Annotated in this window: 14 protein-coding genes; 7 read left to right on the plus strand and 7 right to left on the minus strand. The window is 68.2% G+C overall.

Annotated features, from left to right (window positions below; genetic code table 11):
- Nucleotides 1-12 precede the first annotated feature (12 nt).
- The 3 genes from IF655_RS01820 to IF655_RS01830 form a co-directional block, all read right to left on the minus strand.
- The gene (locus IF655_RS01820) at nucleotides 13-1323 is read right to left on the minus strand and encodes an MFS transporter (RefSeq protein ID WP_199581614.1); all 1311 of its coding nucleotides are present in this window, start codon (nucleotides 1321-1323) and stop codon (nucleotides 13-15) included.
- A 95-nt stretch (nucleotides 1324-1418) separates the two neighbouring features.
- The gene (locus IF655_RS01825; RefSeq protein ID WP_199581615.1) at nucleotides 1419-2501 is read right to left on the minus strand and encodes an inositol-3-phosphate synthase; all 1083 of its coding nucleotides are present in this window, start codon (nucleotides 2499-2501) and stop codon (nucleotides 1419-1421) included.
- Between the two features lie 44 nt (nucleotides 2502-2545).
- Nucleotides 2546-3229, minus strand: a complete 684-nt coding sequence (locus IF655_RS01830; protein WP_199581616.1) for a PadR family transcriptional regulator — start codon at nucleotides 3227-3229, stop codon at nucleotides 2546-2548.
- Between the two features lie 364 nt (nucleotides 3230-3593).
- Between IF655_RS01830 and IF655_RS01835 the strand changes: the two genes are divergently transcribed.
- Both IF655_RS01835 and IF655_RS01840 read left to right on the plus strand, forming a co-directional pair.
- Nucleotides 3594-6257: a transglycosylase domain-containing protein gene (locus tag IF655_RS01835; protein ID WP_199581617.1), complete on the plus strand. Its 2664-nt coding sequence runs from the start codon at nucleotides 3594-3596 to the stop codon at nucleotides 6255-6257.
- 128 nt (nucleotides 6258-6385) lie between these two features.
- On the plus strand, nucleotides 6386-7879 hold the full coding sequence (locus IF655_RS01840; protein WP_199581618.1) for a glycosyltransferase family 87 protein: 1494 nt from the start codon (nucleotides 6386-6388) through the stop codon (nucleotides 7877-7879).
- Between the two features lie 72 nt (nucleotides 7880-7951).
- On the opposite strand, the gene IF655_RS01845 is transcribed toward IF655_RS01840, so the two are convergent.
- The 3 genes from IF655_RS01845 to IF655_RS01855 all read right to left on the minus strand — a co-directional run bounded on the left by IF655_RS01845 (nucleotide 7952) and on the right by IF655_RS01855 (nucleotide 10714).
- The gene (locus tag IF655_RS01845; protein ID WP_199581619.1) at nucleotides 7952-8983 is read right to left on the minus strand and encodes an alanine racemase; all 1032 of its coding nucleotides are present in this window, start codon (nucleotides 8981-8983) and stop codon (nucleotides 7952-7954) included.
- 99 nt (nucleotides 8984-9082) lie between these two features.
- The gene (locus tag IF655_RS01850; protein WP_161183373.1) at nucleotides 9083-10204 is read right to left on the minus strand and encodes a peptidoglycan bridge formation glycyltransferase FemA/FemB family protein; all 1122 of its coding nucleotides are present in this window, start codon (nucleotides 10202-10204) and stop codon (nucleotides 9083-9085) included.
- A gap of 192 nt (nucleotides 10205-10396) precedes the next feature.
- Nucleotides 10397-10714 carry a hypothetical protein gene (locus IF655_RS01855; RefSeq protein ID WP_199581620.1) on the minus strand — a complete coding sequence of 106 codons (318 nt, stop codon included), beginning with the start codon at nucleotides 10712-10714 and terminating at the stop codon, nucleotides 10397-10399.
- Nucleotides 10715-10992: 278 nt separating this feature from the next.
- Between IF655_RS01855 and rpsF the strand changes: the two genes are divergently transcribed.
- The 4 genes from rpsF (at nucleotide 10993) to rplI (ending at nucleotide 12686) form a co-directional block, all read left to right on the plus strand.
- Nucleotides 10993-11283, plus strand: coding sequence for a 30S ribosomal protein S6 (gene rpsF, locus IF655_RS01860; protein ID WP_003975025.1), 291 nt, complete (start codon nucleotides 10993-10995; stop codon nucleotides 11281-11283).
- A gap of 77 nt (nucleotides 11284-11360) precedes the next feature.
- Nucleotides 11361-11942: a single-stranded DNA-binding protein gene (locus IF655_RS01865; RefSeq protein WP_199581621.1), complete on the plus strand. Its 582-nt coding sequence runs from the start codon at nucleotides 11361-11363 to the stop codon at nucleotides 11940-11942.
- 42 nt (nucleotides 11943-11984) lie between these two features.
- Nucleotides 11985-12221 carry a 30S ribosomal protein S18 gene (rpsR, locus tag IF655_RS01870; RefSeq protein WP_003949403.1) on the plus strand — a complete coding sequence of 79 codons (237 nt, stop codon included), beginning with the start codon at nucleotides 11985-11987 and terminating at the stop codon, nucleotides 12219-12221.
- A gap of 18 nt (nucleotides 12222-12239) precedes the next feature.
- Nucleotides 12240-12686 (plus strand): 50S ribosomal protein L9, encoded by a 447-nt coding sequence (gene rplI / locus IF655_RS01875; protein WP_199581622.1) that lies wholly within the window; start codon nucleotides 12240-12242, stop codon nucleotides 12684-12686.
- Between the two features lie 144 nt (nucleotides 12687-12830).
- On the opposite strand, the gene IF655_RS01880 is transcribed toward rplI, so the two are convergent.
- On the minus strand, nucleotides 12831-14168 hold the full coding sequence (locus tag IF655_RS01880; protein WP_199581623.1) for an MATE family efflux transporter: 1338 nt from the start codon (nucleotides 14166-14168) through the stop codon (nucleotides 12831-12833).
- 459 nt (nucleotides 14169-14627) lie between these two features.
- On the opposite strand from IF655_RS01880, the gene dnaB reads away from it, so the two are divergent.
- On the plus strand, nucleotides 14628-16106 hold the full coding sequence (gene dnaB / locus IF655_RS01885; RefSeq protein ID WP_199581624.1) for a replicative DNA helicase: 1479 nt from the start codon (nucleotides 14628-14630) through the stop codon (nucleotides 16104-16106).
- The last annotated feature ends 2 nt before the right edge of the window (nucleotides 16107-16108 follow it).

Consider the following 16108-nt stretch of genomic DNA (forward strand, 5'->3'; position numbering starts at 1 on the left):
GCGGACCAGGGTTCAGCGCAGGGGCGGTGTTTCACGTGAAACACCGCCCTTTGCGTTGTCCGGGCGCCAGGGAACGCGGTACATCGACACGGCGACGGCGCCGTAGAGGCAGGCGACGAGGACCACCAGCTCCGGTGAGCGTCCGTCCGCCGGGAGGATCAGGGCGGTGACCGCGGCGGCCCCGACGAAGGCGATGTTGAAGAGGACGTCGTAGACGGAGAAGACCCGCCCCCGGAAGCCGTCCTCGATGGACTCCTGCACGATCGTGTCCGTGGCGATCTTGGCGCCCTGAGTGGTCAGACCCAGCACGAAGGCCGCGATCATCAGCGGGACGGCGGCGAAGGGAAGCCCGAGGGACGGCTCCAGCACTGCCGCCGCGCCTGCGCACACCGCGATCCAGCGCCCCGGGCCGAGCCGCCCCGCCGCCCATGGAGTGATCACCGCCGCCGCGAAGAAGCCCCCGCCCGACAGCGCGAGCGCCAGTCCGAGTAGGCCGAGACCTTCCCGTGGGGTCGTGGTGAGGCCGTACCGGCACAGCATGAGCAGCAGGACGAGCAGCGCGCCGTAGCAGAAGCGGATCAGGGTCATCGAGGTGAGCGCCCACGCCGCGGCACGGCGCTCGGGGGCGGAGAGATACCGGACGGCGGCGGTCAGATCGCGTGCGGCGTCCACGAGCGCGGCACGCAGGCGGGGGTGGGCCGGTGCGCGGTCGGGTCCGAGCCGGTCGGGCGGCAGGCTCAGGGCGGTGAGGCCCGCGCACAGATAGAGGACCGCGCCCGCCAGCACCACGGTGGCGTCCGAGTCCGGGCCCGCCACGCGGATGACGAAGGCGAGACCGCCGCCCGCGGTCGCGGCGAGTGTCCCGGCGGTCGGGGAGAGCGAGTTGGCCAGCACCAGACGATCCGCGTCCACCACGCGCGGCAGTGCTGCGGACAGCCCCGCGAGGACGAACCGGTTGACTGCCGTCACGCACAGCGCGGAGGCGTAGAAGAGCCACCTGGGCGCCTGAGTGACCATCAGCAGCGCGGTGGCGGCGGCCAGCAGGGCGCGCAACGCGTTGCCGTACACGAACACCTGCCGTCGCCGCCAGCGGTCCAGCAGGACCCCCGCGAAGGGGCCGACCAGGGAGTACGGAAGGAGCAGCACCGCCATCGCCGAGGCGATCGCCGCGGCCGAGGTCTGCCGCTCGGGGGAGAAGACGACGTAGGCGGCGAGGGCCACCTGATAGACCCCGTCGGCGCCCTGGGAGAGCAGGCGGACACCGAGCAGGCGCCGGAAGTCCCGGACCCGCAGCAACCGGTGCAGGTCCTGGGCGACGGGCATGGGAGACAGCCTCACACATGCGGAAGGTCCCCGGGAGACGACCCCGGGGACCTTCCGCGCCCTGGCAGGAGCTTTCGCGTGCGAGCGGTACGGCTTTAGCGCTCGACGTCGCCGCGGATGAACTTCTCGACGTTCTCGCGGGCCTCGTCGTCGAAGTACTGGACCGGCGGGGACTTCATGAAGTACGAGGACGCGGAGAGGATCGGGCCGCCGATGCCGCGGTCCTTGGCGATCTTCGCGGCGCGCAGGGCGTCGATGATGACGCCGGCCGAGTTCGGGGAGTCCCAGACCTCGAGCTTGTACTCCAGGTTCAGCGGGACGTCACCGAAGGCGCGGCCCTCGAGGCGGACGTAGGCCCACTTACGGTCGTCCAGCCAGGCCACGTAGTCGGACGGGCCGATGTGGACGTTCTTCTCGCCGAGGTCCCGGTCGGGGATCTGGGAGGTGACGGCCTGCGTCTTGGAGATCTTCTTGGACTCCAGGCGCTCGCGCTCGAGCATGTTCTTGAAGTCCATGTTGCCGCCGACGTTGAGCTGCATCGTGCGGTCCAGGATCACACCGCGGTCCTCGAACAGCTTCGCCATGACGCGGTGCGTGATGGTGGCGCCGACCTGGGACTTGATGTCGTCACCGACGATCGGGACGCCCGCCTCGGTGAACTTGTCCGCCCACTCCTTGGTGCCCGCGATGAAGACAGGGAGGGCGTTGACGAAGGCGACCTTGGCGTCGATGGCGCACTGGGCGTAGAACTTCGCGGCGTCCTCGGAGCCCACCGGCAGGTAGCAGACCAGAACGTCGACCTGCTTGTCCTTCAGGACCTGGACGACGTCGACCGGCTCGGCGTCCGACTCCTCGATGGTCTCGCGGTAGTACTTGCCGAGGCCGTCGAGGGTGTGGCCGCGCTGGACGGTGACACCGGTGGTGGGCACGTCGCAGATCTTGATGGTGTTGTTCTCGGAGGCGCCGATGGCGTCCGACAGGTCGAGGCCGACCTTCTTGGCGTCGACGTCGAACGCGGCGACGAACTCGATGTCCCGCACGTGGTAGTCACCGAACTGCACGTGCATCAGGCCGGGGACCTTGGCCGCCGGGTCGGCGTCCTTGTAGTACTCGACGCCCTGCACCAGCGACGCGGCGCAGTTGCCCACGCCGACGACGGCTACGCGAACCGAACCCATTCCGGTTGCTCCCTGTGTGTACGAGTGAGGCCCTGAGTGGGCCGTCACGTGGCGGTGTCGCCGGGCGTATCCGTCCCCGGGAGGTCCCTGGGACGGGGCAGGCCGCCCGCCGATCCAGATGTGGTGTCCTGCTGAGCGGACTCCCCGGACTCCGACCCCTTCAGGTCGCGCCCGGCCCGCTCGCTTTCGATGAGCTCGTTCAGCCAGCGCACCTCGCGCTCCACGGACTCCATCCCGTGGCGCTGGAGCTCAAGCGTGTAGTCGTCGAGCCGCTCCCGCGTGCGTGCCAGGGAGGAGCGCATCTTCTCCAGACGCTCCTCCAGGCGGCTGCGCCGGCCCTCCAGCACACGCATCCGCACATCGCGTGAGGTCTGCCCGAAGAAGGCGAACCGCGCGGCGAAGTGCTCGTCCTCGTACGCGTCCGGCCCGGTCTGCGAGAGCAACTCCTCGAAGTGCTCCTTACCTTCGGCCGTCAGCCGGTAGACGATCTTGGCGCGGCGCCCGGTGAGGGGGGCCGCCAGAGCGTCTTCGCGGGTGTTGCCCGGTTCCTCGATCAACCAGCCGTTTACGACCAGCGTCTTGAGGCAGGGGTACAGCGTTCCGTAGCTGAAGGCACGGAACACACCCAGGGATGTATTGAGTCGTTTGCGCAGTTCGTAGCCGTGCATCGGAGACTCGCGCAACAGCCCGAGTACGGCGAACTCAAGGATGCCGGAACGCCGGTTCATGATCGCCTCCTCTCCGCACACAGCGTCTTTATCGCGCACTGATGTATCGACTCGATACATCCCGACGATAGAACGGCCTCCGGTGTGCGACAAGAGGGCAGATGGTGAACGGGATCACATCACTGATTCGTACGCGGCAAGTTGCCTGATTTGGGGTGAACTTCGGGGCTGGGAAGGTTTTGGCGGTGCGTAGTCTGTGCGCCATGCACACCACCGGGAACCAAGGGGCGCTTGGGGGGCGTCGTGGTCCCCGGTGCAGTACGGGTGAATGCAGCAACGACCGCATCCGTACTTCGGGGGGACCGGAAACCAGCCGCTGTTTCCAGGCGCGCACGGGTGCGCCTGCCCGAGGAGTAATCGTTCGATGAGCGAGCACCGTCGCAAACCGCCGCCGCCGCAGGGAGGCGGACGTGCCGCGGCCCGACGCGGCCAGCCCGGCCCGTCCTCCGGCCGCCGAGCGGCCCCGCGAGGCACCAACGAGGCCCCTGCCGACTCCTATGGTGACGAGCCTGCCTACGGCAGTCGCGCCGAGGCGCGCCGCGCGACCCAGAGAGGCGGCGGAGGCCGCCGCCGAGGCCCCGACAACGCGGGACCGGGGCGCGGGCGAGGCCGCGCCGCCGCCCCCGCCACCCCGAAATTCATCGACTACCCCCGGGCGGGCAAGGACGGCTGGCAGCGCTGGCTGCCGTCGTGGAAGCTCGTGGCCACCGTGTGCGTCGCCTTCTTCGGAAGCCTGGTGGCCGTGGCGGGCATTGGTTACGCGATGGTCGACGTGCCGGACATCGCGAAGACCGCCACGGCGCAGAACAATGTCTACGAGTGGTCCGACGGTTCCGTGATGGTCGCCACCGGTGGTGAGATCAACCGGCAGAACCTCAACTACTCGCAGATTCCGCCGGAGATGCGGTACGCCGTGATCTCCCAGGAGAACAAGACCTTCGAGACCGACAGCGGTGTCGACCCCACGGGCATCGCGCGCGCCTTCCTCAACATGGCCCGGGGCGGTCAGACGCAAGGTGGCTCCACCATCACCCAGCAGTACGTCAAGAACGCCAGGCTCGATGACCAGTCACAGACGATCTCCCGCAAGTTCAAGGAGATCTTCATCGCCATCAAGGTGGGTGCCACGGTCCCCAAGGAAGAGGTGATGGCCGGCTACCTGAACTCGGCGTACTTCGGTCGCGGGGCCTACGGCATCCAGGCCGCCGCGCGGGCGTACTTCGACAAGGACGCCAAGGATCTCGATCCGGGTCAGTGCGCGTTCCTCGCGGCGATGCTCAAGGGCGCCACGTACTACGACCCCGCCGGCGCGGTCTCCATCGATCCGGCCGCCACCTCCACCGCCAACACCATCAGGGCCACGCACCAGATGCAGGACACGCTCAACAAGATGGTCGAGTACGGCCATCTGAGCGCGGCGGAGCGGAGCAAGTACACGAAGCTTCCGCACGTCCAGAGCCCCCACTCGAACGGCCAGTTGGGCGGGCAGGTCGGCTACCTGGTCGACCTGGCCAAGGGCTATCTGATCGCCCACAAGGGCGAGACGCACATCACCGCGGACGACCTCCAGCAGGGCGGTTACACGATCCGGACGACCTTCAACAAGAAGAAGGTCAAGCAGCTCGAGAAGGCCGTCGAGGACGTCCGGAAGAAGAACATCAACACCAAGCTGCGTCCGGCCACTGACAAGTACGTTCAGTTCGGTGGGGCGTCGGTCGAGCCCAAGACCGGTGCCATCAAGGCCATTTACGGTGGCGAGGACTGGACCAAGCACTTCACCAACAACGCCGACGCCACCGGTGCCCAGGTGGGTTCGACGTTCAAGCCGTTCGTGCTGGCTGCAGCGATGAAGTGGGGCGTGCGGAACCCGGATGGCCTTGAGGACCAACCGCAGGACGAGCGCACCCCGGCCTCGTCGAAGAGCTTGTACAGCGGCCAGAACAAGCTCAAGATCCGGACCTACGACGGAGAGGTCTGGAAGGACAGGAAGGGCAAGGAGTGGCTCCAGACGAATGACGGAGGCGAGTCGGAGGGAAATCCCCCCGACTACAAGATCGATCTGCGCTACGCCATGCAGTTCTCGGTCAACTCCGCCTATGTCCAGTTGGGCATGGATGTCGGCCTGGACAAGGTCAAGCAGAGCGCCCTGGACGCGGGCGTCCTGGAGAACAGCCTGGCCAGCTCGAGCTTCCCGTCGTTCTCCATCGGAACCTCCGACCCCAGCGCGATTCGTATGGCCGGCGCCTACGCGACCTTTGCGAACAGCGGAACGCATCGAGACCCGTACTCGGTGGCTCAGGTCAGTGGCAAGGACGGAGTCGTCTACAAGCACAAGGACGAGTCCAATGAGGCCTTCGAATCGAAGGTGGCTGACAACGTCACCGACGTGCTGAAGACCGTGGTCGACAAGGGCACCGGTACCGCTGCTCAGCTCCCGGGTCGCGAGGTGGCCGGCAAGACCGGTACCACCGACGGCAACAAGTCGGCCTGGTTCGTCGGGTACACCCCCCAGTTGTCCACCGCGATCAGCATGTTCCGGATGGACGACCAGGCGAAGCCCAAGGACCGCAAGTTCCTGAAGATGTACGGGACCGGTGGCCAGGCGAAGATCCACGGTGCCTCGTTCCCCGCCGAGATCTGGCACGACTACATGATCGAGGCGCTGAAGGGTCAGCCGGCGGAAAAGTTCCCGACCCCCGTTCCGTACGGCAAGGCGCTCAACGTCGAACCGAGCCCCTCCCCCACCCCGACCGTCACGCAGAGCCCGACCACGAGCCCGTCGCCGAGCCCGACGCCGAGCGAGTCCGAGGTGCAGCCGTCGCCGACGAGCAGCATCACCTGTGGCTTCTTCGGATGCCATGACGGTGGTAACCAGAACGGCGGTAACGACAACGGTGGCACCGACAACGGAGGTGTCGACGGCGGACCCGGAGGGACCGATCCGAGTCCGACTCTCTCCGAAACGAGCGGTACCGGTACCACCCGAGGGAATGGCAACGGGGGCTTCTTCGGAGGTCAGGACAGTTAGTCCGTCCGATTGACCGGTTCCGTCCCTGACGACCGGTACGCCTGTTTCACGTGAAACATGGGCCGCCGCACCTGCGAGGTGCGGCGGCCCACGGCGTTTTCCGGGGTGCGTACGGCAGGATGTGCCCCATGCCCAGTGCTGAAACGACGCCCGTGCGTGTGCCCGAGTCGGAGACGGTGCGACCGAGTCGGGAGGACGAGATCGCCGCGGTCGGCAGTGAGCTGATCGGTGGCCCGGTCGGGCGGCGTGCCCTGCTCGGGACGTCCTGGTGGACACCGATCAGGGTCATCGCCCTGGTGGCGATCGGCATGTTCGCCCTCGGCCTTGTTCAGAAGGCGCCCTGTTACGACGGAGCCTGGTTCTTCGGGGCCAGCTCGCAGTACACGCACGCCTGCTATTCGGACATCCCGCACCTCTATCAGGGGCGCGGCTTCGCCGATGGACTCGTGCCGTACTTCGACAGGCTCCCGGGCGACATGGAGTACTTGGAGTACCCGGTCCTGACCGGCGTGTTCATGGAGGTCGCCGCCTGGCTCACCCCGGGCAGCGGCGGCATCCAGCAGCAGGAGCAGTGGTACTGGTTCGCCAATGCCGGGATGCTGATGGTCTGCGCGGCGGTCATCGCCGTCTGCGTGGCCCGCACGCACCGCCGACGCCCCTGGGACGGTCTGCTGGTCGCCCTGGCGCCCGCCTTCGCCCTGACCGCCACCATCAACTGGGACCTGCTGGCGGTTGCCCTGACGGCCGCCGCGATGCTCATGTGGTCGCGGAGCCGTCCCGTCGCCTTCGGTGTGCTGCTCGGGCTCGCCACGGCCGCCAAGCTCTACCCGGTCTTCCTGCTCGGGCCGCTGCTCGTGCTGTGCTGGCGGGCAGGCAAGTGGCGGCCGTTCTTCCAGGCTGTGAGCGGCGCGTTGGTCGCCTGGCTCGTGGTGAACCTGCCGGTGATGCTGTTCGCCTTCCCGGGCTGGTCGAAGTTCTACACGTTCAGCCACGACCGGGGCGTCGACTTCGGCTCGTTCTGGCTGATCTGGTCGCAGAACTCCAGCAACCCGCCCAGCATCGACTTCGTGAACACGGCGGCCAGTGCGCTGGTCGTGCTGGCCTTCCTGGGGATCGCGGCGCTGACGTTCTTCGCCCCGCGCCGCCCGCGCTTCGCGCAGTTGGCCTTCCTGATGGTGGCCGCCTTCATCCTCACCAACAAGGTCTACTCCCCGCAGTACGTCCTGTGGCTGGTGCCGCTGGCCGTGCTGGCCCGGCCCAAGTGGCGGGACTTCCTCATCTGGCAGGCGTGCGAGGTGGCGTACTTCCTCGGCATCTGGATGTACCTCGCGTACACGACCAGCGGAGACGCCCACAAGGGCCTGCCCACGCACGGCTACCAGTGGGCGATCGCCCTGCACCTGCTGGGCACGCTGTACCTGTGCGCCGTGGTCGTCCGCGACATCCTCCTGCCGGAGCGGGACGTGGTGCGCAGAGCGGGGGACGACGACCCCTCGGGCGGCGTCCTCGACGGCGCGCCGGACGTGTTCGTCCTGGGCGGCGCCGCGCACGACCGGCGGGCCGCCGAGCCCGCCGAGATGATCCGGATGGAGTGGGGAGTCCCGGGCGAGCCCACGTCCTGAGCGAGGAACCGGACAGCGGAAAGGCCGTGTACGAGCAGCTCGTACACGGCCTTTCCGTTTGCGTTCCGCGCCCTAGCGGTCGACGATCCGGTCGAACTGCGTGGTGGTGTGCCGCAGATGGGCCACCAGCTCGTCACCGACCTGCGGCTCGGGAGCGTCCGAGGGCACGAACAGGATCGACACCTGCATGTGCGGCGGCTCGGCGAACCAGCGCTGCTTGCCGCCCCAGACGAACGGGGCGAGGTTCCGGTTCACGGTGGCCAGACCGGCTCGTGCGACGCCCTTGGCGCGCGGCATGACGCCGTGCAGTGCCTTCGGGGCCTCCAGGCCCACTCCGTGCGACGTACCGCCCGCCACGACCACCAGGTAGCCGTCGGAGGCCGCCTTCTGCTGCCGGTAGCCGAAGCGGTCGCCCTTGGCCACGCGCGTGACGTCCAGGACGGCGCCGCGGTACTCGGTGGCGTCGTGGTCCCCGAGCCACAGCCGGGTGCCGATGCGTGCGCGGAACCGGGTCTGCGGGAACCGCTGCTGGAGCCGCGCGAGTTCGTCGGCCTTGAGGTGGCTGACGAACATGGTGTGCAGCGGCAGCCGGGCCGCGCGCAGCCGGTCCATCCAGCCGATGACCTCGTCGACCGCGTCCGTGCCGTCGGTGCGGTCCAGCGGCAGGTGGATGGCGAAGCCTTCCAGGCGGACGTTCTCTATGGCCTGGTGGAGCTGCGGCAGGTCCTGCTCGCTGATGCCGTGCCGCTTCATCGAGGACATCACCTCGATGACGACACGGGCGCCCACGAGGCCGTACACGCCGTCGACCGACGACACCGACCGCACCACGCGGTCCGGCAGCGGTACCGGCTCCTCGCCGCGCCGGTACGGCGTCAGGACGAGCAGGTCGCCGCTGAACCAGTCCTTGATGCGCGCGGCCTCGTACGTGGTGCCGACGGCGAGCATGTCGGAGCCCAGCCGGGTGGCCTCCTCCGCCAGCCGGTCGTGCCCGAAGCCGTAGCCGTTGCCCTTGCAGACCGGGACGAGTCCCGGGAACTGCTCCTGCACGTGCTTGTGGTGCGCCCGCCAGCGCGCGGTGTCGACGTAGAGCGTGAGCGCCATGGCCGGACCGGAACCTTTCTCGTGGCTGGGGTGGATCAAGGGGTGAGCCTGGCGGCCGGTGACGGCCGCTCGAAGGCTATGGAATCAAAGGTTCGCTGCTCAGCGGCGCGACATGTAGATGTCGAGGGCCTTGTGGAGCAGCTTGTTCAGCGGGAAGTCCCACTCGCCGAGGTACTCGGCGGCCTGACCGCCCGTGCCGACCTTGAACTGGATCAGGCCGAACAGGTGGTCCGTCTCGTCGAGGGAGTCGGAGATGCCGCGCAGGTCGTAGACGGTGCCGCCGAGCGCGTAGGCGTCGCGCAGCATGCGCCACTGCATGGCGTTGGAGGGGCGGACCTCACGGCCGATGTTGTCGGAGGCGCCGTAGGAGTACCAGACGTGACCGCCGACGATCAGCATGGTCGCCGCCGACAGGTTCACGCCGTTGTGGCGGGCGAAGTACAGCCGCATCCGGTTGGGGTCCTCGGTGTTGAGGGCCGTCCACATGCGCTGGAAGTAGGAGAGCGGGCGCGGCCGGAAGTGGTCGCGCACGGCGGTGATCTCGTACAGCCGCTGCCACTCCGCCAGGTCCTGGTAGCCGCCCTGGACGACCTCGACGCCGGCCTTCTCGGCCTTCTTGATGTTGCGGCGCCAGAGCTGGTTGAAGTTCTTGTGGACCTCTTCCAGGGAGCGGTTGGCGAGCGGCACCTGGAAGACGTAGCGAGGCTGCACGTCGCCGAAGCCGGCGCCGCCGTCCTCGCCCTGCTGCCAGCCCATGCGGCGCAGCTTGTCGGACACCTCGAAGGCGCGCGGCTCGATGAAGTCGGCCTCCATGTCGCGCAGGCGCTTCACGTCCGGGCTCTGGATGCCCTTCTTGATGGTCTCCGAGTTCCAGCGGCGGATGATCACCGGCGGACCCATCTTCACGGAGAACGCGCCCTGGTGCTTGAGGTGGGCCAGCATCGGCTGGAGCCACTCCTCCAGGTTCGGCGCGAACCAGTTGATGACCGGACCCTCGGGGAGGTAAGCGAGGTAGCGCTTGATCTTGGGCAACTGGCGGTAGAGGACCAGGCCGGCGCCGACCATCTCGCCGGTGCGCTCGTCGAACCAGCCGAGGCTCTCCGAGCGCCACTCGGCCTTCACATCTGCCCATGCCGGGACCTGCATGTGGCTAGCCGCGGGCAGGCTCTGGATATAGGCCAGATGCTGCTCACGGCTGATGGTCCTCAGGGTCAGGCTCATGTCGGGGCGCTCCTCGGGCTGGTGTGTCCCCATGGGTACAGGGGCTCCGGCTCTCGCGCGAAGCCTACTGCCCGGTGCGAGCGCCCCGACTGGGGCGTACGGCACCTTCTTCCCGGCCGGTGGCCGGGAAGGTGCCCCCGGGTGTCTTCGTGGATGCGGTGAAGGGGTGCTGTGCGCGGGGTGACGGGTCGGTCAGCCGCCGATCACACCGCCGAACAGACCGCCGTTCGCCATGCCGATCAGGAAGCCGATGCCGGAGGCGCCGAGACCCAGGACCAGGCCGAAACGCTCGCGTGTGGTCACCGAGATCCACTGCCCGTACGCGCCGCCGACGAGCCCGATCAGGCCGGCCCAGGAGGCGAGCAGGTGGAGACCCGTGAAGAAGGACGTGATGAAGGAGAGCAGTCCGAGGACCAGCGTCGCCACCGTCAGGGTGTCCTGAACCGGATGGGGCTTGCCGTCGGTGGCGAACAGGGAGCCGGCGATGTTGGGGAACGATGCCTGTGCCATGTGGGCACCTCCTGCGGATAGCGGCGGCGCACGGTAGCGCCTTACACACCCGATGTGTACAGATTGGCTGCCCCCACCGCCTGATTTCAACCGGAAGCCGGTGTGCGGGTACTCTGTAACGTCTGCACCGGTGTCTGCCCGCACCTTTCCAGGTCACTGCGCGGAACTTCCTTCGAAGCCTCCGACTGTCAGTGGCGGCCGATACCGTTGCGCACGCATCACGACCCTCCTGCCACGGAACGACCGTGGCCGCTGAGTCCAAAGGAGGTGGGTTCCACATGCGTCACTACGAGGTGATGGTCATCCTCGACCCCGATCTCGAGGAGCGTTCGGTCTCCCCGCTGATCGAGAACTTCCTCTCTGTCGTCCGCGATGGCGGCGGCAAGGTGGAGAAGGTCGACACCTGGGGCCGTCGTCGTCTGTCGTACGAGATCAAGAAGAAGCCCGAGGGCATCTACTCGGTCATCGACCTGCAGGCCGAGCCTGCGGTCGTCAAGGAGCTCGACCGCCAGATGAACCTGAACGAGTCGGTCCTCCGGACCAAGGTCCTCCGTCCCGAGATGCACTGAGCCTTCGGCTCGACTGATCTCGGGATCCGAGTAGCAACCAAGCAGCCAGAGCAGCAAACCCGCCGAGAGGTTCCCCCATGGCAGGCGAGACCGTCATCACGGTCGTCGGCAATCTTGTCGACGACCCCGAGCTGCGCTTCACCCAGTCCGGTGCGGCGGTCGCGAAGTTCCGCGTCGCGTCCACTCCCCGCACCTTCGACCGGCAGACCAATGAGTGGAAGGACGGCGAGAGCCTGTTCCTGACCTGCTCGGTCTGGCGTCAGGCGGCGGAGAACGTCGCGGAGTCGCTCCAGCGCGGCATGCGCGTCATCGTGCAGGGCCGGCTGAAGCAGCGGTCCTACGAGGACCGTGAGGGCGTCAAGCGCACGGTCTACGAGCTGGACGTCGAGGAGGTCGGCCCGAGCCTGCGCAGTGCGACGGCGAAGGTCACCAAGACCTCCGGTGGCGGTGGCGGCGGCGCACGCGGCGGCCAGGGCGGATACAGCGGCGGCGGTGGCGGTGGCTGGGGCGGTGGCTCCGGCGGCAACCAGGGCGGCGCTCCCGCCGATGACCCGTGGGCTTCCGGCGCTCCCGCCGGTGGCAACCAGGGTGGCGGCGGCTGGGGCGGCGGCTCCGGTGGTTCCGGCGGCGGTGGCTACTCGGACGAGCCCCCCTTCTAAGGGGCTCGTACCCCCACTTCTTGATCACACAGGAGAAACACCATGGCGAAGCCGCCTGTGCGCAAGCCTAAGAAGAAGGTCTGCGCTTTCTGCAAGGACAAGGTCACGTACGTGGACTACAAGGACACGAACATGCTGCGGAAGTTCATTTCCGACCGCGGCAAGATCCGTGCCCGCCGCGTGACCGGCAACTGCACGCAGCACCAGCGTGACGTCGCCACGGCCGTGAAGAACAGCCGTGAGATGGCGCTGCTGCCCTACACGTCCACCGCGCGATAAGGGAAGGGTGACCGACACATGAAGATCATCCTCACCCACGAGGTCTCTGGCCTCGGTGCCGCCGGCGATGTCGTCGACGTCAAGGACGGTTACGCCCGCAACTACCTGATCCCGCGGAAGTTCGCTATCCGCTGGACCAAGGGTGGCGAGCAGGACGTGGCGCAGATCCGCCGCGCCCGCAAGATCCACGAGATCCAGACCATCGAGCAGGCCAACCAGATCAAGGCCCAGCTCGAGGGTGTCAAGGTCCGTCTGGCCGTTCGCTCCGGCGACGCCGGTCGTCTCTTCGGCTCCGTCACCCCGGCCGACGTCGCTTCCGCGATCAAGGCTTCCGGTGGCCCCGAGGTCGACAAGCGTCGTGTCGAGCTGTCCTCCCCGATCAAGACCCTGGGCTCTCACGAGACCTCGGTGCGTCTGCACCCCGAGGTTTCCGCCAAGGTCAGCGTCGAGGTTGTCGCGGCCTGACGCCGTGCGCGGCTGAATAGCTGAGAGAAGGGCCGTCCCTCTGGGGGCGGCCCTTCTTCGCGTGCGGTGCGGGAAGCGAGGGCGTCGGCAGGCGTCCGCCCTCCAGGTGCTGGCCCCCGTGTTTCACGTGAAACCGGGACAACCTCAGCGGCTCGCGCCCGTCACGATCCACTTGCCCGAACGGGCCCGTAGCCACAGCGTGAGCAGGCGGACCGTCATCATCAGGGTCATGGCTCCCCACAGCGCGGTGAGCCCGCCGCCCACCACGGGGACGAGCAGCGCCACCGGTGTGAACACGGCCAGGGTGGCCACCATCGCCCAGGCCAGATAGGGCCCGTCCCCCGCGCCCATCAGGACGCCGTCCAGGACGAAGACGATCCCGCAGATCGGCTCGGAGAGCGCCACCATCAGCAGGGCGGGCAGCGCCACGTCCCGTACGACGGGGTCGCCGGTGAACAGCGGCAGGAAGAGCGGCCGGGCGACCACGACGAGCACACCGAGGACGACACCGGACGCGATGCCCCACTGCACCATGCGGCGGCACGCCTCTCGCGCGCCCCGGGCGTCGGAGGCGCCGAGGTACCGGCCGATGATCGCCTGCCCGGCGATCGCGATGGCGTCCAGGGCGAAGGCCAGCAGGCTCCACAGGGACAGGACGATCTGATGGGCGGCGATGTCCGCGTCCCCGAGCCGGGCCGCCATCGCTGTGACGATCATCAGGATCGCTCGCAGGGACAGAGTGCGGACCAGCAGCGGAACGCCCGCCTGGGCCGATGCCCTGATCCCCGCGAGGTCCGGCCGCAGGGACGCCTTGTGCCGCCGCGCCCCGCGCACGACCACGAAGAGGTAGACGGCGGCCATGCCCCACTGGGCGATGACCGTGCCCCACGCCGAGCCCGCGATCCCGAGCCCGGCCGGGTAGACGAGCAGCGCGTTGAGGACGGCGTTGGCGACGAAGCCGCCGACGGCGACGTACAGCGGTGTCCTGGTGTTCTGGAGCCCGCGCAGTACGCCGGTGGCGGCCAGGACCGTGAGCATGGCCGGGATGCCCAGCGCCGAGATGCGCAGATAGGTGGTGGCGTAGGGCGCCGCCGTGGCGGAGGCGCCGAAGAGGCGCACGATGTCCGGCGCCAGCGGCAGGACCACGGCGATGACCGCCACGCCGATGAGCAGGGCCAGCCAGATGCCGTCCATGCCCTGGCGCAGGGCCGCCGGGAGATCACCGGCGCCGACCCGCCGGGACACCGCGGCCGTGGTGGCGTAGGCGAGGAAGACGAACACGCTCACGGCGGTCGTGAGGAGTGCGGTCGCGACGCCGAGACCGGCGAGCTGGGCGGTGCCGAGGTGGCCGACGATCGCGCTGTCGGCCATGACGAACAGAGGCTCGGCGACGAGCGCGCCGAAGGCCGGAACCGCCAGGGCGACGATCTCTCGGTCGTGCCGTCGGCGGGTGGCCGGGGGGATCGCGGGAGCCTGTGTCATGGGCGCCAATGTATCCGTCCACAGGTAAGCGATGCAATTGCCATGTGACCCTTACGGTCGGCCCTGGATCGCGTACGTTCGCGCGTTGTTCGAGGTGATCTTGGTCCGGCTGGGGACTTTTTTGTTCTGCACAGCCAGTGGACGATAAAGGTGCAGGTCAGGGTCGTCCTGCTCGGAGGATCGAGGTCTTGTTCACAGGGCTGTCCACCGGGTCGTGCACAGGTTTCGGGGAGTTCTCCACAGCATCTGGGCCGTCGTCCACATGGCCTGTGGATAACCAGATTGGCTGAAGGTGCCGGGGGGCCTACCGTGGTCCGGCGCCCGCTCCCTGCCCCGGCCCTGGAAAACGTCGTCCCACCGACGCGCCGGACCCGGAGCCGGGCCTCTCATTTTGTCAGTGCCGTGCCGTACAACAGAGGCTCGGCGAGGTCCGCCGTGCGGACGGGAGGAGGTGGCTCGGTGAGCATTTCCGAGCCCTTGGACGATCCGTGGGCGGACAGCGGGCCCAGCGATCGTCTGCCCGCCTCCCGCCGTCGCGGCGAGACCGGCCGCAACCGCGGTGAGCAGCACGACCGCGGTCGTGACAACGGCGACTGGGACGGCGGCGGCTCCTCCTTCGAGCGGGTTCCGCCCCAGGACCTGGACGCCGAGCAGTCCGTCCTCGGCGGCATGCTGCTGTCCAAGGAAGCCATCGCCGACGTGGTCGAGATCCTCAAGGGTCACGACTTCTACAAGCCCGCGCACGAGACGATCTACCAGGCGATCCTCGACATCTACGCGAAGGGCGAGCCGGCCGACCCGATCACCATCGCGGCCGAACTCACCAAGCGCGGCGAGATCAACAAGGTCGGCGGCGCGGCGTATCTGCACACTCTCGTCCAGACCGTGCCGACGGCGGCGAACGCCGAGTACTACGCCGAGATCGTCCACGAGCGCGCGGTGCTGCGCCGCCTGGTGGAGGCCGGCACGCGCATCACGCAGATGGGATACGCGGCCGACGGCGACGTGGACGAGATCGTCAACAGCGCCCAGGCCGAGATCTACGCGGTCACCGAGCAGCGCACCAGCGAGGACTATCTGCCGCTCGGCGACATCATGGAGGGCGCCCTCGACGAGATCGAGGCGATCGGCTCGCGCAGCGGCGAGATGACCGGCGTGCCCACCGGGTTCACGGACTTCGACTCCCTGACCAACGGCCTGCACCCCGGCCAGATGATCGTCATCGCCGCGCGTCCCGCCATGGGTAAGTCGACGCTTGCGCTGGACTTCGCACGGGCCGCCTCGATCAAGCACAACCTGCCGAGTGTGGTCTTCTCGCTCGAGATGGGCCGCAACGAGATCGCGATGCGTCTGCTGTCCGCCGAGGCGCGGGTCGCCCTGCACCACATGCGCTCCGGCACGATGACCGACGAGGACTGGACCCGGCTGGCCCGCCGGATGCCGGACGTCTCGGCCGCCCCGCTCTACATCGACGACTCCCCGAACCTGTCGATGATGGAGATCCGCGCCAAGTGCCGCCGTCTGAAGCAGCGCAACGACCTGAAACTGGTCGTCATCGACTATCTCCAGCTCATGCAGTCCGGCGGCTCCAAGCGCGCCGAGAGCCGTCAGCAGGAGGTCTCGGACATGTCCCGTAACCTCAAGCTCCTCGCGAAGGAGCTGGAGATCCCGGTGATCGCGCTGTCCCAGCTCAACCGTGGTCCCGAGCAGCGCACCGACAAGAAGCCGATGGTCTCCGACCTGCGTGAGTCCGGCTCCATCGAGCAGGACGCGGACATGGTCATCCTGCTCCACCGCGAGGACGCCTACGAGAAGGAGTCCCCGCGCGCGGGCGAGGCCGACCTGATCGTCGCCAAGCACCGAAACGGTCCCACGGCCACGATCACGGTCGCCTTCCAGGGCCACTACTCCCGCTTCGTGGACATGGCCCAGACCTGATC

Source organism: Streptomyces sp. DSM 110735 (genome assembly GCF_016482685.1).
Classification (GTDB): domain Bacteria; phylum Actinomycetota; class Actinomycetes; order Streptomycetales; family Streptomycetaceae; genus Streptomyces.